Origin of the sequence: Gluconobacter roseus NBRC 3990 (assembly GCF_006538885.1) — a bacterium.
Lineage (GTDB): Bacteria > Pseudomonadota > Alphaproteobacteria > Acetobacterales > Acetobacteraceae > Gluconobacter > Gluconobacter roseus.
In genome coordinates, this window is record NZ_BJLY01000002.1 from 498,327 (window position 1) to 520,928 (window position 22,602).

23 protein-coding genes and 1 tRNA gene are annotated in these 22,602 nt (G+C 61.4%); 8 read left to right on the plus strand and 16 right to left on the minus strand.

Going from position 1 to position 22,602, the window contains the following annotated elements; all coding sequences use genetic code 11:
* The first annotated feature begins 40 nt into the window (after positions 1-40).
* Entirely contained in the window at positions 41-556 is a 516-nt protein-coding gene (locus GRO01_RS06235; protein ID WP_141306884.1) for a hypothetical protein, read from the plus strand.
* On the opposite strand, the gene GRO01_RS06240 is transcribed toward GRO01_RS06235, so the two are convergent.
* The 8 genes from GRO01_RS06240 to GRO01_RS06275 are packed head-to-tail and all read right to left on the minus strand — an operon-like array spanning position 553 to position 8,353.
* Positions 553-1,350: an MBL fold metallo-hydrolase gene (locus tag GRO01_RS06240; RefSeq protein WP_062510279.1), complete on the minus strand. Its 798-nt coding sequence runs from the start codon at positions 1,348-1,350 to the stop codon at positions 553-555. The genes GRO01_RS06235 and GRO01_RS06240 overlap by 4 nt on opposite strands.
* Positions 1,347-2,132, minus strand: coding sequence for a TatD family hydrolase (locus tag GRO01_RS06245; protein WP_062510277.1), 786 nt, complete (start codon positions 2,130-2,132; stop codon positions 1,347-1,349). The genes GRO01_RS06240 and GRO01_RS06245 overlap by 4 nt, the downstream gene beginning before the upstream one ends.
* A complete protein-coding gene (gene metG, locus GRO01_RS06250; RefSeq protein ID WP_062510275.1) occupies positions 2,129-3,664 on the minus strand; it encodes a methionine--tRNA ligase in 1,536 nt (511 codons plus the stop codon). The genes GRO01_RS06245 and metG overlap by 4 nt, the downstream gene beginning before the upstream one ends.
* A gap of 30 nt (positions 3,665-3,694) precedes the next feature.
* Positions 3,695-4,618 carry a DNA polymerase III subunit delta' gene (locus GRO01_RS06255; protein ID WP_062510273.1) on the minus strand — a complete coding sequence of 308 codons (924 nt, stop codon included), beginning with the start codon at positions 4,616-4,618 and terminating at the stop codon, positions 3,695-3,697.
* A complete protein-coding gene (gene tmk / locus GRO01_RS06260; protein ID WP_062510584.1) occupies positions 4,615-5,259 on the minus strand; it encodes a dTMP kinase in 645 nt (214 codons plus the stop codon). Before tmk ends, GRO01_RS06255 begins: the two co-directional genes overlap by 4 nt.
* A 4-nt stretch (positions 5,260-5,263) precedes the next feature.
* Positions 5,264-6,538, minus strand: coding sequence for a D-alanyl-D-alanine carboxypeptidase family protein (locus GRO01_RS06265; RefSeq protein ID WP_062510271.1), 1,275 nt, complete (start codon positions 6,536-6,538; stop codon positions 5,264-5,266).
* Positions 6,535-7,383 carry a septal ring lytic transglycosylase RlpA family protein gene (locus GRO01_RS06270; RefSeq protein WP_244926372.1) on the minus strand — a complete coding sequence of 283 codons (849 nt, stop codon included), beginning with the start codon at positions 7,381-7,383 and terminating at the stop codon, positions 6,535-6,537. Before GRO01_RS06270 ends, GRO01_RS06265 begins: the two co-directional genes overlap by 4 nt.
* Positions 7,370-8,353, minus strand: coding sequence for a lytic murein transglycosylase (locus GRO01_RS06275; protein ID WP_062510267.1), 984 nt, complete (start codon positions 8,351-8,353; stop codon positions 7,370-7,372). Before GRO01_RS06275 ends, GRO01_RS06270 begins: the two co-directional genes overlap by 14 nt.
* A gap of 182 nt (positions 8,354-8,535) precedes the next feature.
* On the opposite strand from GRO01_RS06275, the gene GRO01_RS06280 reads away from it, so the two are divergent.
* Both GRO01_RS06280 and GRO01_RS06285 read left to right on the plus strand, forming a co-directional pair.
* A complete protein-coding gene (locus tag GRO01_RS06280; RefSeq protein WP_041110405.1) occupies positions 8,536-9,102 on the plus strand; it encodes a DedA family protein in 567 nt (188 codons plus the stop codon).
* A 5-nt stretch (positions 9,103-9,107) separates the two neighbouring features.
* Entirely contained in the window at positions 9,108-10,172 is a 1,065-nt protein-coding gene (locus tag GRO01_RS06285; RefSeq protein ID WP_062510265.1) for an ATP-grasp domain-containing protein, read from the plus strand.
* Positions 10,173-10,193: 21 nt separating this feature from the next.
* Here the strand turns inward: GRO01_RS06285 and GRO01_RS06290 are convergent, their stop codons facing one another.
* The gene (locus GRO01_RS06290; RefSeq protein ID WP_062510263.1) at positions 10,194-10,658 is read right to left on the minus strand and encodes an MlaD family protein; all 465 of its coding nucleotides are present in this window, start codon (positions 10,656-10,658) and stop codon (positions 10,194-10,196) included.
* A gap of 148 nt (positions 10,659-10,806) precedes the next feature.
* On the opposite strand from GRO01_RS06290, the gene GRO01_RS06295 reads away from it, so the two are divergent.
* Together GRO01_RS06295 and GRO01_RS06300 are read left to right on the plus strand one after the other, a co-directional pair.
* Positions 10,807-11,649: an undecaprenyl-diphosphate phosphatase gene (locus tag GRO01_RS06295; protein ID WP_062510261.1), complete on the plus strand. Its 843-nt coding sequence runs from the start codon at positions 10,807-10,809 to the stop codon at positions 11,647-11,649.
* 38 nt (positions 11,650-11,687) lie between these two features.
* Entirely contained in the window at positions 11,688-13,229 is a 1,542-nt protein-coding gene (locus tag GRO01_RS06300; RefSeq protein WP_062510259.1) for an amino acid permease, read from the plus strand.
* Here GRO01_RS06300 and GRO01_RS06305 read toward each other — a convergent pair.
* Positions 13,221-14,426: a mechanosensitive ion channel family protein gene (locus GRO01_RS06305; protein ID WP_062510257.1), complete on the minus strand. Its 1,206-nt coding sequence runs from the start codon at positions 14,424-14,426 to the stop codon at positions 13,221-13,223. The two genes, GRO01_RS06300 and GRO01_RS06305, sit on opposite strands and share 9 nt — an antisense overlap.
* Before the next feature lie 202 nt (positions 14,427-14,628).
* Between GRO01_RS06305 and GRO01_RS06310 the strand changes: the two genes are divergently transcribed.
* Both GRO01_RS06310 and GRO01_RS06315 read left to right on the plus strand, forming a co-directional pair.
* Positions 14,629-14,703 (plus strand) — tRNA-Met (locus tag GRO01_RS06310).
* Between the two features lie 76 nt (positions 14,704-14,779).
* Entirely contained in the window at positions 14,780-15,649 is an 870-nt protein-coding gene (locus GRO01_RS06315) for a glycosyltransferase family 2 protein (RefSeq protein ID WP_141306888.1), read from the plus strand.
* A 58-nt stretch (positions 15,650-15,707) separates the two neighbouring features.
* Here the strand turns inward: GRO01_RS06315 and GRO01_RS06320 are convergent, their stop codons facing one another.
* Both GRO01_RS06320 and prmC read right to left on the minus strand, forming a co-directional pair.
* Positions 15,708-16,166, minus strand: a complete 459-nt coding sequence (locus GRO01_RS06320) for a DUF4167 domain-containing protein (RefSeq protein WP_062510581.1) — start codon at positions 16,164-16,166, stop codon at positions 15,708-15,710.
* Between the two features lie 264 nt (positions 16,167-16,430).
* Positions 16,431-17,276 carry a peptide chain release factor N(5)-glutamine methyltransferase gene (gene prmC / locus GRO01_RS06325; protein WP_062510578.1) on the minus strand — a complete coding sequence of 282 codons (846 nt, stop codon included), beginning with the start codon at positions 17,274-17,276 and terminating at the stop codon, positions 16,431-16,433.
* Positions 17,277-17,306: 30 nt separating this feature from the next.
* On the opposite strand from prmC, the gene GRO01_RS06330 reads away from it, so the two are divergent.
* A complete protein-coding gene (locus GRO01_RS06330) occupies positions 17,307-17,777 on the plus strand; it encodes a hypothetical protein (protein ID WP_011251633.1) in 471 nt (156 codons plus the stop codon).
* Between the two features lie 3 nt (positions 17,778-17,780).
* Here the strand turns inward: GRO01_RS06330 and prfA are convergent, their stop codons facing one another.
* The 4 genes from prfA to GRO01_RS06350 form a co-directional block, all read right to left on the minus strand.
* Positions 17,781-18,842: a peptide chain release factor 1 gene (gene prfA, locus GRO01_RS06335; RefSeq protein WP_062510253.1), complete on the minus strand. Its 1,062-nt coding sequence runs from the start codon at positions 18,840-18,842 to the stop codon at positions 17,781-17,783.
* 4 nt (positions 18,843-18,846) lie between these two features.
* Positions 18,847-20,094, minus strand: a complete 1,248-nt coding sequence (gene hisS / locus GRO01_RS06340; RefSeq protein ID WP_062510250.1) for a histidine--tRNA ligase — start codon at positions 20,092-20,094, stop codon at positions 18,847-18,849.
* Entirely contained in the window at positions 20,094-21,239 is a 1,146-nt protein-coding gene (ispG, locus tag GRO01_RS06345) for a flavodoxin-dependent (E)-4-hydroxy-3-methylbut-2-enyl-diphosphate synthase (RefSeq protein WP_062510248.1), read from the minus strand. Before ispG ends, hisS begins: the two co-directional genes overlap by 1 nt.
* 91 nt (positions 21,240-21,330) lie before the next feature.
* A complete protein-coding gene (locus tag GRO01_RS06350; RefSeq protein ID WP_062510246.1) occupies positions 21,331-22,593 on the minus strand; it encodes a helix-turn-helix domain-containing protein in 1,263 nt (420 codons plus the stop codon).
* Between the last annotated feature and the right edge of the window lie 9 nt (positions 22,594-22,602).

Consider the following 22,602-nt stretch of genomic DNA (forward strand, 5'->3'; position numbering starts at 1 on the left):
CGGGCATTCCCCTGCCCGGTCTTTCAAAAGGAAAATGGTCATGAAAATGCCTCTTCCCTTTGTCCTGTGCGCCCTGTTTGCGCTCCATGAACAGGCGGGAGCCGCATCTGCCGCCACAATACAGGACTTCGTAAGGTCAAAGCTTGGGCTGTCCCGCTATCAGGAAGCGGATGTCGTGCTGAACGGGAGCGGTACGACAGGGCAGTATCTTGTCTATGCTCGAGACAGCACATGGTGCGGGGCAACCGGTGGCTGCACGCTCTTCATTCTCACGAGCAGTGGCGGTAACTGGCATGTCCTGTCACGTATGACGCTGGTTCACCTGCCCGTGCGTGTCCTGCCGCATCTGTCGAAGGGCTGGCATGATCTCGAAGTGTCCTATTCCGGAAAACTGCCGGATGGGCGCCCTGCCCTTGTCACTAGTCACATACGGTTTGACGGTGCGCGGTATCCGCTCAATCCATCAGTCCCGCCTGCCGAACCGGTCGAGCGGCCGGAAGGACAGATCGTTCTCGCACCGGACAGCCCGATACAGACCAGCGCCCCACAACATTAAGCCTGAAGGTCGAGCACCATTCCGTCATAGGCAGGCTCAACACCTGCCGGCAAAGTCTGGCGCAGGGTCTGGTAATCCATCTCCGGCCCCATATGGGTCAGAATGACGTGCCCTATGCCGAGGCGCTCACGCCACTCCAGCACGCGTTCGAGCCAGGCATGGGCCGGATGCGGCTCATACTGGAAGCAGTCCACGATCCAAGTCTGCACGCCTTCAAGCAGCGACAGGGACTCATCCGAAAGCGTCTCGACATCCGTACTGTAGGCAAAGTTTCCGCAGCGCACGCCAAGGGACGTGATCCGACCGTGTCGCTGCTCGAAAATCCGAGCGGTCAGTCCGGGGAACGTGACTGTCTCTCCGGGCTGCACGACATGCTCATTAAAAACCGGTCGGTAGAATTCTGGGCCTTTCCAAGGCGCGAACGCATAGGCGTAGCGCAGGCGCAGTTCTTCCAGAACATCAGGCGTGGCCAGCAGCGGCAGAGGCGTTTCGATCACGCGGTTGATGGCCCGCAATTCGTCGAGGCCACCGATATGATCGCTATGCGGATGCGTGTAGAGAACCGCATGCACGTGGCTTAGGCCGCAGTTCAGCATCTGATCGCGGAAATCAGGCCCGGAATCCACCAGAAGCCGGAAACCGCCCTCACCTTCAATCACGACTGAGGAGCGTGTGCGCCGGTTACGCAGCTCAGTTGGGTCGCACGCGCCCCAGATCCCCGTCCGTGGTCCCTCCTCGCCCCCGATCATGGGAACGCCGGCGGAGCCGCCACATCCAAGGATTGTCACTTTCACGCAGCGATCCTCGTGAACAGACGACGGGCGTTTTCAGATGTGATCCGCGTGATTTCATCCAGCGACACGTCCCGCTCTTCGGCCAGTCGGGCAGCCGTATAGGCGACATAACCCGGCGTGTTGGGTTTCCCACGTTTCGGGACAGGTGCCAGAAACGGACTGTCCGTCTCGACCAGAATGCGGTCTTCCGGAACCATCCGCGCCACTTGGCGGATTTCCTCGCACTTCGGGAAGGTCAGCAGGCCGGAGAAGCTGATATAGCCCCCGAGTTCCAGAGCTGCCTTTGCCAGTTTCGGGCCCGACGCGAAGCAGTGGATCAGGAACGGAAACGCGCCCTTCGCGTGTTCGTCGCGCAGGATGGCGATCATGTCGTCATCGGCGTTGCGGGTATGGATGACGACCGGCAGTCCCGTCTGACGTGCGGCCGCGATATGGGTACGGAAGGCAGCGTGCTGGGCGGGTTTGGCTTCGTCTCCGCTGTGGAAATAATCCAGCCCCGTCTCTCCGATTGCCACAACGGAAGGCGCTTCGGTCTTGGCGACGAGTTCCTCGACGGAAGGCAGACGCTCCTCACCCGCATAATCCGGATGGATGCCGATCGCGCACCAGATCCGCAGATCCGGCGTGTCATGCTGCGTCAGGGCAATCTGCGTATCCGCCTGCGAAAAACGCGTGCCGATCGTGATCATGCCGGACAGGCCCGACGCCCGCGCAAGCTCGAAAGCAGGCGCGAAATCGTCGAGCTTGTCCAGATGACAGTGGGTGTCGATCAGTCCCGTCATGCCTCTTCCTCGACAAAACGCGGGAACAGACCTTCCGGCTTGGGAAGCGTGCGACCCGCCGGCAGCGGCGTTTCGAGGGCCGCGAATGTCCGTTCGTCTTCCTGCACACCGAGCTGTGTCAGCATCCGGTCCATCGTGTTCGGCATGTAGGGCTGAAGCATGGTTGCGATGCCGCGGATCATGTCAACGAGAACCCGCAGCACGTCCGCCATACGCTCCGGATCGGTCTTTTTCAGAGCCCAGGGCGCCTGACGGTCGATATAGGAATTGGCAGCGCGGATGACCTTCCAGACTTCTTCCAGCGCATCAGTGATCACCTTGCGCTCGATCTGTTCGGACATGATCGTCGGCAGCAGCGTCACCATCGCAAGCATGGCCTGATCGTCTTCAGTCAGAGTGCCGCGCTCGGGCAGAACGCCGCCCAGATTGCGGGCCACCTGGCTCAGCGTGCGCTGGCACAGATTGCCGAGATCATTCGCCAGTTCGACATTCGTGCGGGTGATCATGGAGCGGCGGCTAAAATTGGAATCGCCGCCAAACGGCACTTCGCGCATCAGGAAGAAGCGCAGCGCATCCAGCCCGAACTCGTCGGCCAGCGCCTTCGGGTCGAGGACGTTGCCGAGAGACTTGCTCATCTTCTCGCCTTCGACCGTCCACCAGCCATGAGCGAAGACGCTCTTCGGCAGATCGATGCCAGCCGCCATCAGGAAGGCCGGCCAGTACACGCAATGGAAGCGAGCAATTTCCTTGCCCACGATATGGACATCCGCCGGCCAAAACTTTGCCCGCGGGTCATTGAGATCGGGATAGCCAACGGCCGTAAGGTAGTTCGCCAGCGCGTCGAACCAGACATACATGACATGATCCGGATCGTTCGGAACCGGAACGCCCCATTTGAAGCTCGTGCGGCTGACGGACAGGTCGCGCAGGCCCTGCCGGACAAAGCTCTCGATTTCACGACGCGGGCCGACGGGTCCAATGAAGTCGGGATTGTCTTCGTAGAGCTTCAGAAGCCGGTCCTGAAAATCGGACAGACGGAAGAAATAGGACGGCTCCTTGACGCGCTCGACCGGCGCGCCGGACGGCGCCACGAATGTTCCGTCGGGCTTCTTGACCAGTTCGTCCTCGCCGATGAACGCTTCATCGCGCGTGGAATACCAGCCCTCATAGGCGCCCAGATAGATATGTCCGTTCGCGGCAACCTTTTCCCACAGCGCCTTGGCTGCGCCCTTGTGGCGCTCTTCGGTGGTGCGGATGAACTCGTCGGTCGAGATCGCCATGTCCTTCTGCATCTGGCGGAAGGATGCCGAAACCTCGTCAGCATAGGCCTGCGGGTCCATGCCCTTGGCGACGGCCGTCTGCTCGACTTTTTGTCCGTGTTCGTCGGTGCCGCTGACGAACAGGACTTCTTCGCCATTCAGGCGATGGAAGCGGGCCAGAACGTCGGCCGCAATAGAGGTATAGGCATGCCCGATATGCGGAGCGCCGTTCACATAGAAGATCGGGGTCGTGATGGTGAAGCGCCGCGTCATGTCCACTCGTTTCATAACGCCCGGACCATCTCAACTGCCGGAAGCGAATTCCGCTGCCTGACGGATGGCCTGGGCCTTGTCCAGATTGAAGCCTTCGGTCTGGCGCCTCAGCGTGTCCAGTTCAGAACACTGCCGCGCCGCCAGATCGGCTTTTGCAAGATCCCCGCGCCGCGCTGCCGAGCGCGCACGGTCTGCCAGTCCCTCGCCTAGCAAATCGCAGAGCAATGCGAAACCTTCAGCCTCTCTCGCAATACGCTCGCTCAGGGCCATGGTTTCCGATCCACGCACCTGTCCGGCAAGGATTTCCGCCACAAATGAGGCAATCGCCCCGTCCCGGTCGTGCGAGAGAAAGAGTGCCCGCCCAGGCGATCCATGCGCCCGCACCAGCACATCCGCAGAGATGCCAGGCAATGCGGCCCGCATATCCGCGTCCGACAGCGCGGACAGTGTGAGCATCCGGCAGCGGCTGCGGATCGTGGGCAGAAGCGCCCCCGGAGAGGACGTGGTCAGCAGCAGAATGCAGCGCGGGGGTGGCTCTTCGAGGATCTTGAGCAGCGCATTGGCCGCAAACCGGTTCAGATATTCCGCCCCGTCCACGATCACCACGCGCCATCCACCTTCGGTCGCCGTGTGATGCAAAAATGTCTGCACCGGGCGCACATCCGCGGCGGTAATTTCACCGCGCAGACGGCCTTTTTTCTCGTCCACGGCCCGCGAAATTTCCAGCAGGTCTCCGTGCGTGCCAGCCGCGATACGCCGTGCCTGCGACGAGTCCGGATTTTCTGCGTTCAGAAGCAGTCGGGCCAGACGGAAGGCCAGCGTTGCCTTGCCGATCCCTGCCGGACCACAGATCAGCCAGGCATGATGCAGCTTGCCACTGGCCAGAGTCTGCCGGAACGTCGCTTCCGCCTCGGCGTGGCCATACAGGTTCAGAGTGTGCCGCGGATCGCTCACACGCCCTGAACCGTCAGGCTTTCATGCACGGCCTGCAGGAGTGCTGCACTGACGGCCTCCGGCGTCTGACCAGCATCCACACGTTTCACCCGCGCCGGATCAGCAGACGCAATCGCATCGAACCCGGCCAGAACGCGCTCGTGGAATGCTTCCGCCTGAGCCTCGTAACGGTCCGTCTGGCCGCCTCGCGCTTTCAGACGCGCGAGCGCCTGCGTCCGGGGAAGTTCGAGCATCAGCGTCAGATCCGGCTCGAAATCCACAAGTTTGCGGGCGCCATTCAGGAACGCCAGAACTTCGGACGCCCCCTGCCCGATGCCATAGCCCTGATAGGCCAGCGTCGAATCATGGAAGCGGTCACAGACCACGATTTCGCCTCGCTCAAGCGCCGGCAGAATGGCGTTGTCGAGATGGTCCGACCGGGCGGCCATGTGCATCAGGATTTCTGCCCGCCAGGAGAGATCGACCTTACCGAACAGCAGCAGATTGCGGATTTCCTCCGCGCCCGGCGTCCCACCGGGCTCCCGCGTCAGAAGAACCTTATGCCCTTCCGCGCTCAGGGCCTCGGCCAGAAGGCGGGCCTGGGTGGATTTCCCGGCGCCCTCGCCGCCTTCGAGCGTAATGAACAGTCCTTTTCCAGCCATGCCCTTACTGCGCGGGACCATGGCCCAGACGCGTCATGGCGCGGGCGACCAGTCCGAGCTTCGCCACCGATTCGCCAGCCTCAAGCGGCACGCGGATGTCAGCCATGTTGGGCGCGGAAATCACCAGCGCACCGCAGACCTGACCCTTTGCCACCGGTGCGATCACCGGAGAGGCATAGTCCACCCCGATATGGGAGCGCTGCTGCCAGCCCACCGGGAGGGTCATGACGATATCGGCCCCTGCGACCAGCGGGACCTGACGGTGTTCGCCCATCCAGACCGGCGCGGAATCCACGACCTGCCCGCGACGGAACAGCGTGGCGTTCTCGAAATTCGCAAAGGCCCAGGACATCAGGCGCTCACCCTCATGGGCGCGCTCGTTGCTCGACGACGTGCCGTTGATGACGACGATGACGCGGTTGCCGTTGCGCTGAGAACTTGCACAGAGGCCGAAACCGCCCGCATCCGTATGACCGGTCTTCAGCCCATCAGCGAGGCCCTTGTCGACCAGCACATTCCGGTTGCCCTGACGGATGTGATTGTAGGTGAACTCGAGTTCACCGAAATAATGGTAGTACTGCGGGAAATCGCGGATCAGATGCGAGGCGATCGTCGCGACATCGCGCGCCGTCATGTAATGGCCGTCCGCCGGCAGGCCCGTCACGTTGAGGAAGTGCGAGTTCATCATGCCGAGCTTCGGCGCTTCCTCGTTCATCATCGCGACAAAGCGCTCTTCCGAACCGGCGATGCCTTCAGCCAGAACGATACAGGCGTCATTGCCGGACTGGATCAGCATGCCCTGGATCAGATCGGATACCAGAACGCTCTGGCCCAGCGGCACGAACATCTTGGAACCCTGCGTGCGCCAGGCTTTCTCGCTCACAGGCAGGCTCTGCTCCAGACGGATACGCCCCGTGGCCAGCATCCCGAACACGATATAGGCCGTCATCATCTTCGTCAGCGAAGACGGGGCCATGCGCTCGTCGGAGGCCTTGTCCAGCAGAACCGCGCCCGTGTCGTAATCAACGACATAGGCCCAGCGCGCCACGGTATCGAACGGACCGATGGGCGTATTCGCAGGCGTGCCGACCGGAGCGTCTGCCGCAGCGGCCGCAGCAGCTTTTGCAGCATGGGCCGTATGGCGGTGCGGGCGGGCAAACGCCTTCAGGGGTCCCGCAAAAGAAGCACAGGCCGCAATACCTGCCACCCCACCGAAAAGAGAGCGTCTAGTCCGCACGTTCGTCCCCAGTTCCACGGCCTTCACACGACTGGCCGTCATTCCACAATGATCCGCGCGCCCTCTACCCCGCACAGGCGGGTGTGGTCCAGTGCCGCATCAGCCTGTGCGATGTCGGAATAGGGTCCACCAAGAACGCGCCACTCAAGTCCTACGGCCTCCCGGGCATGCAGGACAGTGCCCCCACAGCGCGCCGCGACACCTGCTGCCGTCCCCCGGCCAGAAAATATTCCCATCAGGATATACAGCCCCGATGGCCCCGGACTGCCCTGCGTCCAAGTCGCTGGCAATGGCCCGACAGCAACGGATGTTGTGGCTGCAGACGAGTCGTTGCCATAAACCTGCGAGGAGCCGTCGCTCAGCGATGTCGCCCGGACTTCGCCGACCGGCGCTGCCGAGATGTTCTGGACCGGTGCCTTCACAAGCCCTTCCGCCAGCGAACGGCTGGCCGCTTCGTCTTCCGTGACCTCGACAGGCGTATCCGCCTGCATGCCGAGCAGGTCTGCCGCCTTCGGCGAGAGTGCAATGATGCGTCCGGGATCAGCCGGTCCACGATCCGTCAGCCGGATGCGCACGATCCGGCCGTTCACGAGATTTCGGACACTGACGATCGCCGAGAGCTGAAGCGTCTGATGCGCCCCTGTCATCCCATCCGCAGACCAGGCTTCGCCATCAGCCGTCAGACTGGAGGCAGGCGCGTGTTCGCGCGTCGCCAGTCCTGTCGCGTGATAGTCGAACTGCTCGTTCGGATAGAACCATCCATGCGTACCATGCCACGCGTCACCCAGTTCGTAATGCGGATGGACGACAGGCGCAGGCTCATCACGATGGCAGGATGCGAGCAGCGGCAGAAGGGCCAGAACGGCCCCGTATTTACGCAGAGACAATTCCGGTCCCCAGAAGCCCGACGCCGAGCGCATAATAGTCCGACGGGTTGTACCGTCGGATCACGTTGAAGTTGTGATAGACCATGAAGGCCTGCGTGTTCGGACCATCAGGCTGCACGACAGCACCCTGTGCATCGGACCGCGAGAATGCCGTCCCGTCAGCCCGGCGCACGCCCAGCGCCATCCACTCACCCAGCGTCCGCTGACGGGTCCGGCCGATTTCCGCCTTGTCGAGCACCTTGGTCAGGGTGACTTCCTGCCCCCAGGGCTCGTTGACCTGCCAGCCGCATTTGCCGAGGTAATTGGCGATGGAGGCGAACACATCCGCTTCCGAGGTCCAGATATTGCGCTTGCCGTCCCCGTCCCCATCCGCCGCGTAGCGCAGATAGGCGCTGGGCATGAACTGTGCCTGTCCCATGGCGCCGGCGTAGCTTCCGATCATGGCCGCAGGTGCGATATCGCCGTCATTGAGGATCTGAAGCGCCTTCATGAGTTCGTTACGGAAGAAGGCAGAACGCCGTCCGTCAAAGGCCAGCGTCGCCAGCGCATCGATGACGGAATATGTCCCGTCATGAACGCCAAATCCCGACTCGAGCCCCCAGATCCCCATGACAGCGCGGTCGTCGCATCCGAAACGTGCGCTCACGGGTGACATCACGGACTGCTGGGCAGCGTAAACGCTCCGCCCCTTTGCAAAACGCGACTCCGGCAGGACGCGATCACGATACTGCGCCCAGGTCAGGGTGAATTCCGGCTGATGACGGTCGAGTTTGAGGACGGAGGCGTTGGGCTGCGTCGTCAGGCTGAGCGCCTGCGAGACGATCGAGGGGGACAGTCCCTGCGCCACGGCCTGTGCCCGGACACTGGCAAGAAAAGCGCTGTAATCCTGTGCGCGGGCGGACGAAAACCCGACTGCCGCCGAGCCGGCAACGGAGGTCAGGGCGGCAAGCAGATGGCGTCGTTGAAGCACGGTCAGGAATGATCCCTTACGGGTAGAAATGATAGGATATACGCTAGCAATCCGCAGCACGGACCGCCAGCCTCCCAAGGAGTGTCGCAGGTCATTCGCACCGAAATATGGCAGGGCAAGATTGTCGTTGGCGCGCTGGCGTGCGAAACCGGCGCCTCAATGTTCATGGAACCTTCCCAATCGTGATTGCCATCGGCCCTGCCATGGCCTCCCAGCCAGCCTGGCTGAAGGCAGCCACCATCATTGTTGGCACCTTCATTCTTGAAGACGTGGCAACGGTGCTTTCCGCGATTGCAGCCCGTGCCGGCGAAGTCAGCATCCCCCTCGCCCTGGGGGCACTGTATTTCGGCGTGGCTGTCGGGGATATGGGCCTGTACGGCCTTGGCGCCGCCGGTGCCCGCTGGCCTTACCTCAAGCGGTTCCTGACCCTTCCTAAACGCGAACGTACACAGGACTGGTTCAGTACGAACGTCATCCGCGTCGTGGCCATTTCCCGCTTCGTGCCCGGCGCCAGACTGCCGCTCTATACCGCCTGCGGTTTTTTCCGCGCGCCGTTCCTTCCCTTTGCCATGACCGCAGTTCTGGCTACGCTGGTCTGGACGACGTGTCTTTTCCTGCTCGCCATGAGAGTCGGAGGCTGGCTGCTCGCCCATCAGGGCGGCTGGCGCTGGGCCGGACTGGCGGGGTTTGTCCTGTGTATCGTTGTCGTCGGGCGCCTGATCGCCCGTCTCCAGACCGTGAGCCAGTAACAGCAATGTCCAAGTCAGAAGCCGACCAGAACCCGCTCTCCCTTTTCGAATTCTGGCCCGGATCCATCTTCTACACCCCCATCGTCCTGTACTGGATCGCCATGGGGATCAAATACCGCGACCTCAGCATCTCCACCGCCGCCAATCCGCGCATTGAAACCGGTGGCCTGTGCGGGGAGAGCAAGTCCTCCATTCTCGACATGGGTGGCTCCACGGCACAGTCCTATATTGCCCCCTACGTCGTCTTCCGCAGCGGTAGGGGCTCGGAGCGCCGGGCGCTGGACGCCATGGAACGCAAGGGCCTGTCCTTCCCCGTCGTCATCAAGCCCGATATCGGCTGCAATGGCACGGGTGTGAAACTCGTCCAGTCCCGCGAACAGCTTGAAGCCGTCCTGCCGCAGTTCCCCTATGATGTGGACATGCTGGTTCAGGAACTCATCACCTATCCGGTCGAAGCAGGGCTGTTCTACATCCGTCACCCTGACGAACCCCGTGGCCGCATCACGTCCATCACCTACAAGGAAGCGCCGATCCTGACGGGCGATGGCGTGTCTACGGTCGAGGAACTGATCCTGCGTGATCCGCGCATGGGCCTCGTTCCGCAGATCTATCTGCCGCGTCTGGCTGGCAAGGAAAAGAACGTCCTCGCCAAAGGTGAGGAAATGCCGCTGGTGTTTGCCGGAAACCACTGCAAGGGTTCCGTCTTCCGCGATGGTCGCGCCGATACGACGGAGGCTCTGACCACACGGCTGGATGCCATCATGAAGGACATCCCGGATTTCCATTTCGGGCGGGTGGATGTGAAAGCCGCGTCCATTGAAGATCTGCGCCGGGGTGAGAACTTCCGGATCATCGAAATCAACGGTGTTGGTTCCGAAGCCACGCATATCTGGGACCGTCGCACGACGCTCTGGGAAGCCTATCGCGCCCAGTTCTCACATTACCGTCAGACGTTCCTGATCGGGGCTGCCAACAGGGCGCGGGGCTGGAAGACGTCGGGCGCGTTCTCGATGCTGCATTCCTGGCGCAAGCAGCGTCGTTTGCTGGCGTCCTATCCGCTGAACGACTGAACCCGGCGCGGCAGGCTGGCCTTACTGGCCCAGCTTGCCGCCACCAAAGATGTAATTGCTGACCTGCTGCTCCAGGGAAAGCTGATCCCGTGTATCGGTGATCTTGCCTTCGCTGGACAGTGTTGTGCGGGAATGACCGGGCTGGATCTGCAGGGCATTATCCGCCGTCATGGTCGGCGCGCCGATGCCCACGGCCGTATCCACAGGAAGATGCAGGCGCTGGTCCACCGTAAAGGCCACGTCGGCCATCTGCGTCCGGGGATCGAGCGTGATGGACACGACACGCCCCACCGGCACGCCTGCGAGATCGACATTCGCGCCCGTATGGAGGCCATTCGCGGAATTAAAGGCTGCGTGCAGGACTTCGCCCTGAAAGTCAGGTCCCTTGCGCAGCGCATTGCCATAGACGAGGAATGTTCCGGCAATCGCCAGCACAAGACCACTGGCCAGGATGGCGCCCCCGCGGCCGCTCAATGTTGACTGCATGCCAGCCTCGCCTTCCGGAAAATCTTGAACAGAACGGGAGTTAGTCCTCCCATGACTGCCCGGTCAAGGTTGCGTCGTCTGCCACCATGGGGCAAGTGATCTGCTTTTCCCGCCTTTGTGACAAAGGCCTCTACCCGAAACAGGCTCCATGACGCTTCTTCAGGCCCTCATTCTCGCCGTTGTCCAGGGAATTACCGAACCATTTCCGGTCAGTAGCCTTGGTCATGCCGTTCTCCTGCCCGCGCTCCTGCACTGGGATCTGGATGAACACGCACCAACATTCCTGCCATTTCTGACCATGCTCCATGTTGGAACACTGGTTGCGCTGGCCGGTGTTTTCTGGCGGGACTGGATGGCCATTCTGGGCGGCATGTTCGGCCGGTACGGACGCTATGCGCAGACAGAAGCGATTCGGATCTTCGGGCTGCTCGTCATTGCGACCATTCCCGCCGTGCTGGTTGGCTGGCTTCTGGAACACCGTCTGCGCGCCGTGTTCGGTACCCCTCTCGCCGTTGCCGGGTTCCTGATCCTCAACGGCTTTCTGCTCATGGCGACGGAATGGCTCCGGCGTCAGAAAGGCCATCGCGATCACAAGCCCATCGCCACGCTTGCCCCGAAGGACGCCGTAATCATCGGCATCTGGCAGTGTCTTGCCCTGTTGCCGGGCCTGTCGCGTTCGGGAGCGACCATGAACGGCGGTCTGCTGCGCGGCCTTGATCATGAAACGGCTGCGCGTTTCTCCCTGCTGATGGCCCAGCCCATCGTTCTGGCCGCAACCGTGCGCGAAGCCTGGCAGATGCGTCACATGACGATTTCGCATGACGTCATGGTGCAGTGCGTTGCCGGTGCCGTCGTCGCGGGACTGACCGCGCTGATCTGTTCGCTGCTGATGCTGCGCTTCTTTCGCAACCATGATGGCTGGGCGCTGACACCCTTTGGAATCTACTGCGTTGTGGCGGGCCTTTTTGCCGGTTCCGTCATTCTTCTCTGACCTTTCCAGCCGCCGTTTTTCGCGGCACATTGCGGATCATGCCAGCTTCGATACAATCTTCTCCTGATGCTCCCGGCCCCAGTCGTCGCAAGACGCTTGAACAGGTCCTGTTCGAGAATGACACGAACGGCCTCAAACGAAGCCTGACGGCAACGCAGCTGGTTATCCTGGGCGTCGGCTCGACAATCGGGGCTGGCATTTACGTCATGACGGGTACGGCCGCTGCCGAATATGCCGGCCCTTCCGTCCTGATCTCATTCGTTATTGCCGCCCTCGCCTGCCTGTTCACGGCATTCTCCTACGGCGAACTGTCCTCGACCCTGCCTGTGTCGGGTTCAGCCTATTCCTACGCCTATATCTCGATGGGCGAAAAGGCCGCCTGGATGGTCGGCTGGCTGCTGCTTCTTGAATACGGGATTTCCTGTTCTGCTGTCGCGGCAGGCCTTTCAGGCTATGCCAGTTCGCTGCTTGGCGTCACTGGCATCCATATGCCCGCGTCGTTAACGCAGGCGACGCTGCAACCCATTGCCGGCACGGCGGGTGCCCGGATCGGTGCGGGATGGCGGTTTGATCTGATCGGCTTCACCGCAACACTTCTCGTTACGGCCCTGCTGGTCCGAGGCGTTGAGGAATCAGCCCGGATCAATACCATGATCGTGGCGCTCAAGGTCGGTGTGCTGTTCGTGTTCGTGGCGCTGGGCATTGGTGCCGTCAATCCGGCAAACTGGCATCCGTTCATTCCCGCCAGTGAAGGCGGCTTCCATTACGGCGTGCGCGGCATTTTCCGTGCGGCTTCAGTCATTTTCTTCGCCTATGTCGGGTTCGAGGCCGTATCCACAGCCTCCGCCGAAGCTCGCAATCCCACCCGCGATGTCCCGATCGGCATTATCGGCAGCCTGCTGATCTGCACTATCGTCTATATGATCGTCGCGACCGTGCTGCTCGGCATCGTGCCTTATCGTGAGCTGGACGTCCCTGACCCGCTCGCCATTGCCGTAAAGATCATGCACACGCCTTGGCTGTCCCTGCTGGTCAATGTCGGCGCCACGATCGGCCTGTGCTCGGTTCTGATGGGCCTGATGTATGCCCAGTCCCGTGTTCTGCTCACCATCAGCCGTGATGGTCTGATCCCAGGCATTTTCTGCCTGATCCATCCAAAGTTCCGGACCCCGTGGATCGGAACGATTGTCCTTGGTCTGGTCGTGGCCCTCATCACCGCAACGCTACCGATCGACATCATCAGCGATCTCGTTTCCATCGGAACGGCCGCAGCGTTCGGAATTGTCTGTTTTACGGTCATCTGGCAGCGCAACACACGGCCTGACATCGTGCGTCCTTTCAGCGTCCCGCTCGGCGGTATCCGCATCCGCGGGATCTGGATCGGCACGACACCTGCACTTGGCATCCTGTTCTGTCTGGTTATGACCATTCCGCTGGTCTCGGACATGGTTCACGCCGTCACCAGCGGCAACCCGGTGCCACTGATCCTTCTGGTGACCTATCTGGCGCTGGGCATTGCAACTTACGTCTTCTACGGGCGGCGCCATTCAAAAATGCGCCCTGAGCATCCCTCAGTCTGACGACATCGAGGAACTGCCCGGCCCCATACCCGGGCCCATATAGCTTCCCGGTGGTGGCCGGCTGATCGGGGGCGCCATCCGCTCCCAAGGCTCCTGCGCCCCAGTTGCGGGCGGCATCATGGAGAAGCGCGACCGGGGCAGCGCCTCGGGACATTCATCGCGGATGCGGGCGATGATCTTCTCGCGGATATCGCACCGCAAATCCCAGCTCTGAAGCGCCGTGCGCGCACTGGCGATAATGCGGATGGACATGACATGCGCATCGCAATCCGCCACCTGCACGTCGAACACGCGGCCGTCCCAGAGCGGGCATCCCCGTACGATTTCGTTCAGCATCTCGCGGATCTTGTCCATCGGCGCCTGATAATCGACCCACAGGAACACGACACCGATGATGGCCGCTGAATTATGCGTCCAGTTCTCGAACTGGTTTTCCAGAAAATACGAGATCGGCACGATATGCCGCCGCCAGTCCCAGACCCGCAGCACCACATAGGTCGCGTTGATTTCCTCAACCCAGCACCAGTCGCCATTGATGATGATCAGGTCTTCCATCCGGATCGGCTGGGTCAGTGCGATCTGCACACCCGCGATCAGGTTCGTCAGCAATCCGCGCGCTGACAGACCCACGATCAGGGACGCCGCGCCTGCGGACGCAAACAGGGATAACCCATACTGCTTGACAGACGGAAACAGCATGAGCGCCGAGGCCACGGTCACGATACCCACCAGGATTTCAGTCAACCGGCGCAGGACGCGGATCTGCGTCTGGTGCGAGCGGATCATGATGTCGTCAGTCTCTTCGCGCGCTGCGAGGCGGTTGAGATAGACTTCCGTCATGATCCGGAAGACCATAATCGCCGAGAACCCGAAGGTCAGGATCAGCAGGAACAGGAAGAAAAGCTGAAGATCGTCTTCCTGCGCTGCCGTGAAGCCGGTTGCGGCCGGCAGCGCGGACAGCATGGCCAGAAGCGCCACCATCAGCCGTGTCGGCCTGCGCAGGGATGAGACAATGCGACGGATCAGCGCGGCCTTGCGCGATCCCGGAATCCGCAGAAGCTGCGTCGTGACCAGATTGCCGCAATAGAACGCCAGCACCCCTACCACCACTAGCATCAGCACCGACACAACGGGAGCAGGCAGCCAGGTGAAGTAGGACCTTATGGCAAACAGGGTGCTGACGAAGTGTTGCGTCACCAGACGGAGGACTCCTTGCAACGGGGAAACAGAACGCGCCGCAGGGAGCCGCGCAGAATGGAAAACAGTGATACTTCAAATGCCACGGGCACCCACGCCATTGCGACCCGAAAAAACATCTTATTTTCCCGGGACTAACGTGTTGACACCCTGAAAGATCCCCCTTAAAACCCCGCGTCAACGCCGGTTCGACCGGCGGGATGGCGGTGTAGCTCAGTGGTAGAGCAGGGGAATCATAATCCCTTGGTCGGCGGTTCAAATCCGTCCACCGCTACCATCCCTTTTCCCAGAAACAGAAAATAGACAGCGGCAGCGTCCTGTTTTGCCGGGCAGTTTCCTGTATCCTGCCGTGCATGATCAAGAAGCCCCTCGCCGTCATGACGATGGTTTACAACGAGCCGGAACACCTGCAGGTGTGGCGCCGTCACTATGGCGCACAGGTTGGAGAAACCGCCTGTTATGTCATCGATCACGGTTCTGACGACGACTCAACCGCACATCTTGGGCAGGTCAATGTCGTCCGCATTCCGCGCTCCCCGCAGGATGACGAACGCCGGACCCGCGCCATCGGCAAGTTCTGCGACAGTCTGCTCGAATGGTATGACAGCGTTATCTACACGGATATAGACGAAATCCTTCTTGCCGATCCGGCGCTTGTCTCTTCCCTGACAGAATTCGCACTTCTGAACCGAAATCCGGTCATCACCGCTACGGGCTTTGACGTTATTCATGTTCCGGACGAAGAAGCGCCGTTCGATTACAGTCGCCCCTTCTCCCTCCAACGTCGGCATCTCCGCTTTTCCAGCGCAATGTGCAAACCGGTTCTGACCCGTATTCCCATTACATGGGCACCGGGCTTTCACAGCTGCGAAGAAGCCGTGCCCAGTCTTGCGGCTCCGCTCTTCCTGTTCCACCTGCGCTATGCCGACCTGTCCTCAGGGTTGGCACGACTGGAACGCACACGCAGGCAGCCCTGGGTCTCGGACGAGGTCGGGCGTCACCAGCGCCTTGAGAACACAGACTGGGAAAACATGCTGCGTGCCATGGCCGGACTTCCCCGAAGCGACAGTACACTCGACAGCCGCGATGAACGCTTAACTCAGTGGCGTCAGCAGGTGGAAGACAGCGCCCAGTCGCGCCTGCATGACCGCTATCGCCTTGATCTACATCTGAGTGGAACCGAACTCTGGCGCCTGCCCGACCGCTTCGTGGGGCGTGTCTGAGACATAAAAAAAACCGGCTCCTTGCAGAGCCAGTTTTCTTTGTTTCAGAGCTTTCGCTTCAGTCCGCTTCGGCTTCAGCCGTCCGACGATCCTGATCTTCATCCGAAGACCGTTCGGAGCCGTGTTCCGCGTCCTGGTCCTGTGAAGGCTGATCGTCCTCGTTCCGCTCGCCACGTGGCTCCCTGCGGTCTTCATAGGCGCGCTGACGCTGCTGCTGGCGTTCGTTACGTTCCTGCTGGCTCTTCTCGGCAGCCTGGTTCATGGCGTTGAGAATGCGGAAGTAATGCTCCGCATGCTGGAAATACGCTTCTGCAAGAATGCGGTCGCCAGTTCCGGTCGCGTCGCGGCCGAGCTGGAGATACTTCTCGAACAGCTGCTGCGCCGTACCGCGGACCCGCAGATCGGGTCCGTTACTGTCAAACACATGGTTGCGGTTCAGAGGTGTCTGGGCATTGCTGCTGCGTGATGGCCCACTGCCCGCACGATGATGCCGGCCTCTTATGCGCTTCATATTCATCGACCCGTGATGCACTTTCATGATGACGTGGACCGTTCTGCAAGCGCAGAAAGTTCCGACCGCCGCTGTCGAAAAAGACGTCTGTCTGTTCCGCTATGGCTGAACCCGGCTCAGCCAGTCTTCCATCGTCAGTGCATGATGACATGAACGATGGGCAAAGATACGCCTGACAGTGCTGATAAAACACCCTCAAATCGCATGCATTGGCTTTAGCAATACCAAGTTCCGTCAGTCAAGCCAACGGTTTTTCGCCACGATCCGCCCTTACCCGTCCGATTGCAGGACCAGGGCCCTGTCCACTCCGCCCAGATCTGCCCTGCGAGCAACTTCCCGCAAGCCATTTTCCGTCCCAAGCGTGGACACCGCATCGATCTGGCCAATGCCCATTTCCAGGATCGCGTGACCACCTAGCACCAGAAGATCTGGCAGTGCCCTGCACAGGATACGGTAGGCTTCCAGCCCGTCCGCTCCACCATCCAGAGCCCGGGCTGGCTCATACTGCACGACTTCCGGCATCAGTCCGGCCAGATCTCCGGTCTCGATGTAAGGCGGATTGGACAGAACGACATCAAAGCGGGCGTTCAGCGCATCCGCCCAGCTTCCAGCCAGAAAGACACTGCGTTTCTCCAGCCCGGTGCGAACGGAATTGCGTCGTGCCAATGCCGCTGCCTGCGGAGACAGATCCACGCCGACACCCCTCGCCTGCGGATATTCGGACAGGGCCGCCAGCAGCAGGCAGCCTGTTCCGGTTCCAAGATCGAGAATGGAGAGCGGCGCGTTGCGATCCGGACAGACATCCAGCAGGGCTTCGATCAGGGCTTCACTGTCGGCACGGGGGATCAGCGTGTCACGTCCCGTCTCCAGATCCAGCGTCCAGAAACCCGTCTCTCCGGTAATGAATGCCAAGGGCTCCCGGTTCAAACGCCGCTTCAGAGCCTCTGCGAATCGCGATTTCTGCGCAGGCTCTACACCATCCAGAGACAGCAGACCGCCCAGATCCCGCCCTGTCGCCCAGCACAGCAGGAGCCGGGCTTCACGGCGCGCATCCTCGATCCCGGCCTGTTCCAGCGCCTGTGAGGCCTCGCGCAAAAGATCATCTTTGGCCATCATCATCGAAGCGAACCTGTTATAGTTGGTGTCATGAAGTCCAAACGCGCCTTCCTCTATTCCGCCCTGCTGCTTGGCTGCACGCTCAATCCTGTTCACGCCCAGTCGGAACTGTCCACGGAGCTGCCCCCGTCCTTTACCGTGACGGACGAGCGCGCGCCCGAAGAAATTTCGGAAGTCTCACGCCTCTATCTGGACGGCAATCTGGTTGCGACCTTCAGGCTGGGCCTGTCCAAGGCCCACGAGACGCAGACGATCCCGCTTCCAGTCGGCCGCTTCGATGTCGATTATGCCCTGTGTGGCGAAATCACCATCGTCCATAACGGCCATCAGGAAACCCATCAGGTCAGCAGCGAAGGCCAGCTCCACCATCCCGAAGGGCATTCGCTCGACGCCGTGGGCACCAACAACTTCACCGATTTCTTTCTGGTCGATTACGATGACGCGGCTGTTGCCACGCACCGGCATGGCCGTGCCGCCGTCTGCGCGACACCGAATACCTGAGGCTCAAAACCCTTCGGCGGCGAGCAGTTCCGTCTGCTCTTCGCGGGTCAGCGCATCAATGATCTCGTCGAACTCGCCCCCCATGATCCGGTCGATCTTGTAGAGCGTCAGATTGATCCGATGGTCCGTCACGCGTCCCTGCGGGAAATTATACGTTCGGATACGCTCTGAACGGTCACCCGTCCCGACCTGTGATTTCCGGTCTGCTGCCCGGGTGGCATGAAGCTGCGCACGCTCCCGCTCATAGAGCCGGGCACGCAGGATCTTCATGGCCTTGGCCTTGTTCTTGTGCTGGCTTTTCTCTTCCTGCATCGCCACGACAATGCCACTGGGCATATGCGTGATGCGGACCGCACTCTCCGTTTTGTTGACGTGCTGGCCGCCCGCCCCCGAAGCGCGGTAGACGTCGATCCGCAAATCATCGTCATTGACCGTCACATCGACTTCCTCGGCTTCGGGCAGTACGGCCACGGTCACGGTCGAGGTGTGGATCCGCCCCTGACTTTCCGTGGCCGGAACACGCTGCACCCGGTGCACACCGGATTCGTATTTCAGCCGCGCAAAAACAGACCGGCCGGAAATGGTCGCCATGCCTTCCTTGAGGCCGGCTACCTCGTTCTCGGCATATTCCATGACTTCAAAACGCCAGCCATTCTGTTCGGAAAAGCGGCGGTAAGCATCAAACAGTTCCGCTGCGAACAGTCCCGCTTCGTCGCCACCCGCCGCCGGCCGGATTTCAAGGATGGCACTGCGTTCATCCGCCGCATCCTTCGGCAGAAGCGCCAGACGCAGGGCATGCTGAAGATCGGGTAATGTCGCTTCGATCTCCGCAAGCTCCATCTGGGCCAGCTCACGCATTTCCGGATCATCAAGCAGGGCCTGCGCCCCGGCTTTCTGTTCCTCAGCACTTTTCCAGGCCTGAATGGATGCGACCACCGGCTCCAGCTCGGCATATTCCTGCGACAGACGGGTGAAATTCTCACCCGTCAGCTCGCCGGAAGACATCAGGGCCTGGACTTCCTCCGAACGCGCGACAATCCGCTCAAGCCTGTCGTCAAAAGCCATCTGTTCAGGCGCGTCCTGCGCTCAGGACCCGCACCAGATCCGCAACCGGCACTTCCTGCTGCTCACGGCTGGACAGGTCCCGAAGCTGCACAACATTCTTGGCGATTTCCTCATCGCCCAGAACAATCGCATGGGATGCGCCGGACTTCACCACACGCTCCATCCGCTTCTTCATGTTGCCACGGGTCTCGATCTCGGCCCGCAGACCAGCAGAGCGCAGAGCACGGGCAATGGACGCAGCCTTGAGGACGGCTTCATCTCCCATCGGTACCAGCGCAATACCAGCCGGAAGTTCGGGCACGCTATCCAGCAGCATCGCCAGACGCTCGATCCCGCCAGCCCAGCCAATCGCCGGAATAGCCGGACCACCCATCTGCTCCACAAGCCCTTCATACCGGCCACCGGCCAGCACCGTGCCCTGAGCGCCAAGCTTCGAGGTCACGAATTCGAACGCCGTGTGGCTGTAGTAATCGAGGCCACGGACAATGCGTGGGTTTTCAACGAAATCGACGCCGAACGCCTGAAGGCTGGAACGCAATCCGTCCCAGAACTGCCGGGAGTCGTCGTTCAAATAATCCGCGAATGCCGGAGCATTGTCGAGCATCTTGCGGTCCTGCTCGGACTTGCTGTCCAGAATTCGCAGCGGATTGGCTTCAAGCCGGACGCGGCTTTCTTCCGACAGTGCATCCGCGTGGTCGCGGAAATACGCCACCAGAGCCTCCCGCCAGGCCTGACGGCTGGCGAGATCGCCAAGCGTGTTGAGTTCCAGCGTGACGTGATCGCCCAGACCCAGTTCACGCAGGATGTCCTGCGCCATGGCAATTGTCTCGGCGTCCCGAAGCGGGCTTTCCGCGCCGATCAGTTCCGCGCCGATCTGGTGGAACTGCCGGTAACGCCCCTTCTGCGGGCGCTCATAACGGAACATCGGTCCGTGATAGAACACCTTCTGCGGCAGGGACTGCGTCAGACCATTCGTGACCAGTGCCCGGCAGATCGCTGCCGTGCCTTCGGGGCGCAGGGTGATGCTCTCACCGCCGCGATCCTCGAACGTGTACATCTCCTTGGACACGACATCGGATGTCTCGCCGAGCGTGCGCGAAAAGACGCGCGTGTCCTCGAAGATGGGTGTGCTCCATTCCTCGAAACCATAGGTCCGCAGCACCCTGCGGGCCGTCTCCACAACATGGTGGTGACGGCGCATGGTCTCGCCAATGAGGTCATGGGTACCGCGTGGGGGCTGAAGTCCTGACATCAGCTGGCTGCCGGGTCCATCTGCTTGGCCGTGGAAGCCTCGACCTTGCCGGCTTCGATATCCGAAACCTTCTTTTCCACCAGTTCGACGATATGCTCGATCATGTCGCCAGCCGGCATCGTGTGATCCTGACGGCCTGCGGCATAGACCATGTGACGGCCATTGCCACCGCCGGTCACGCCGATATCGGTCATCAGGGCCTCACCCGGTCCGTTCACCACGCAGCCGATGATGGACAGCGTCAGCGGCGTCTTGATGTGCTGCAGACGGTCTTCCAGCGTCTGCACCGTCTCGACGACGTTGAAGCCCTGACGCGCACAGGACGGGCAGGAAATGATCTTCACGCCGCGATGACGCAGACCGAGGGACTTCAGGATATCCCAGCCAACCAGCACTTCCTCTTCCGGAGCGGCGGAAAGCGAAACACGCATCGTGTCGCCCACGCCAGCCCAGAGCAGGTTGCCCAGGCCGATGGAGGACTTCACTGTGCCGGCACGCTTGGAGCCGGCTTCGGTGATGCCGATATGCAGCGGGTGGTCACAGCAATCCGCAAGCTGCTGATAGGCTGCGACGGCCATGAACACGTCAGAGGCCTTCACGCTGATCTTGAACTCATGGAAGTCGTGATCTTCAAGGATCTTCGCGTGTTCCAGAGCGCTCTCGACCAGAGCTTCCGGGTTAGGCTCACCATATTTTTCGAGCAGATGCTTCTCGAGCGAACCGGCATTTACGCCGATCCGGATGGAACAGCCATAATCCTTGGCGGCGTTGACGACTTCACGCACACGCTCGGCACTGCCGATATTGCCCGGATTGATTCGCAGGCAGGCCGCACCGGCCTTGGCGGCTTCGATGGCGCGCTTGTAGTGGAAGTGGATGTCCGCGACGATGGGAACGTTCACTTCATGCACGATTTCGGCCAGCGCAGCCGTGCTGGCTTCATCCGGGCAGGAGACGCGCACGATGTCCACACCAGCCAGCTCGGCCAGACGGATCTGTTCGATTGTGGCCTGCGCGTCGGAGGTCAGGGTGTTGGTCATGGTCTGCACGGAGATCGGGGCATCACCACCGACCGCAACCTTGCCGACATGGATCTGGCGCGACTTGCGACGCTCGATGTGCTGATAGGGACGGTAGCTGCTCATGATTTACCTCTTCGTGCCCGGAAAGGACCGGGAGCTCTGACCCAGTGGGCTGTATTCAGGGGCATTGAGCCCCCCTGACTGATATAAGGGTTTAATGCGATGGCGACGATTGTTCCAGCGGCTGATGTTCAAGCTGCCGGGCATTCAGGTCATCAGCCGAAACATCATGTGACGGCTGCGATATTTTCCGCGGAGCCGGAGGCGGTTTCACAGTCACAGGGGCCGGCGGTCCGGCCTGTGGTGCAGGGCCAGCCGGTGCGGGAGCCGGCGCGCTGGGCTGAACCGGCAGAGCGACCCCCGATCCGAACATACCAGACCGGATGGCGTCCGCCGTCACCTCGACATTACGGCGGACCTGCCCTTCCCGGCCGAGCGGCGCACTGGTCGCTCCGGCCGTGGTAAGGACAACACCGCCAGCATTGCCGAACGACATTTTGAACGGTGCGCCAGCAGGATCGCCCTGCCAGCTCTCACCTGGCTGCATCACACGCGACATCAGGACGTGGCCATCCCGGTCCCGGATCTGCGTCCAGACGGGGGACAGCGTCCTGACTACGACAGCTCCCTCCGGAACCGCAGGCGGCAGATCCGTTGCAGGCTCGCCATTTGGCGTGTTCTGCGCAGGCGGCGCCGTATCCGCTGGAGGCGCTTCCGCGTTGTCATCTGTCCCGGATGCAGGAGGCGGAGACGCCGGAGCCTGATTCGGAACCGGGGCGGATGGCGACGTCTGGATCGTTTCCGGCGCAGGCGATGTTGGTGCTGGAACCGGCACGACTGTAGGGGCAGCCGGAGCTGGTGTCACGACTGCGGGAGCATGAGGCTCTGGTGTCGGCGCACGCCCCGGCATGACGGAGGCAACCTGCGGTGATGTTGTGGCCGGTGTTGCCGCACCCGGCATCAGTTCCGCTACGGCTGGCACCTGTCGCTGTGCCGGCGTATCGTGGTCCGTAAAGCGGTACCAGCCTACATAGGCTGCCACCACTACCACGAGCCCTGCCCCGACCAGAACACCGATCGGCAGCCCCCGGTCGCCTTCCGGCTGCGGAAACACCAGATCCGGCTTGCGGGTAACCGCACCGCGCGTATCGCGGCGGAAACGCTCGACCAGCGCATCGGCATCGAGCTGCATGGCATGCGCATAGGTCCGCAGAAAGCCTACTGCGTAAGCCACGCCCGGAAGCCGCGCCAGATCATCGGCTTCAAGTGCGGCCAGAAGCTTCGGCCGGATCCGCAGCCATTCCGCCACATCTTCAAGCCTCCAGCCCAGTTCCTCGCGGCGCTCACGCAGCACCATTCCGACACTTGGCTGGTCGGAAGGCTGCGAAAACGGGCGATTTGAGGATGGAGGAGACATGACCGAAAT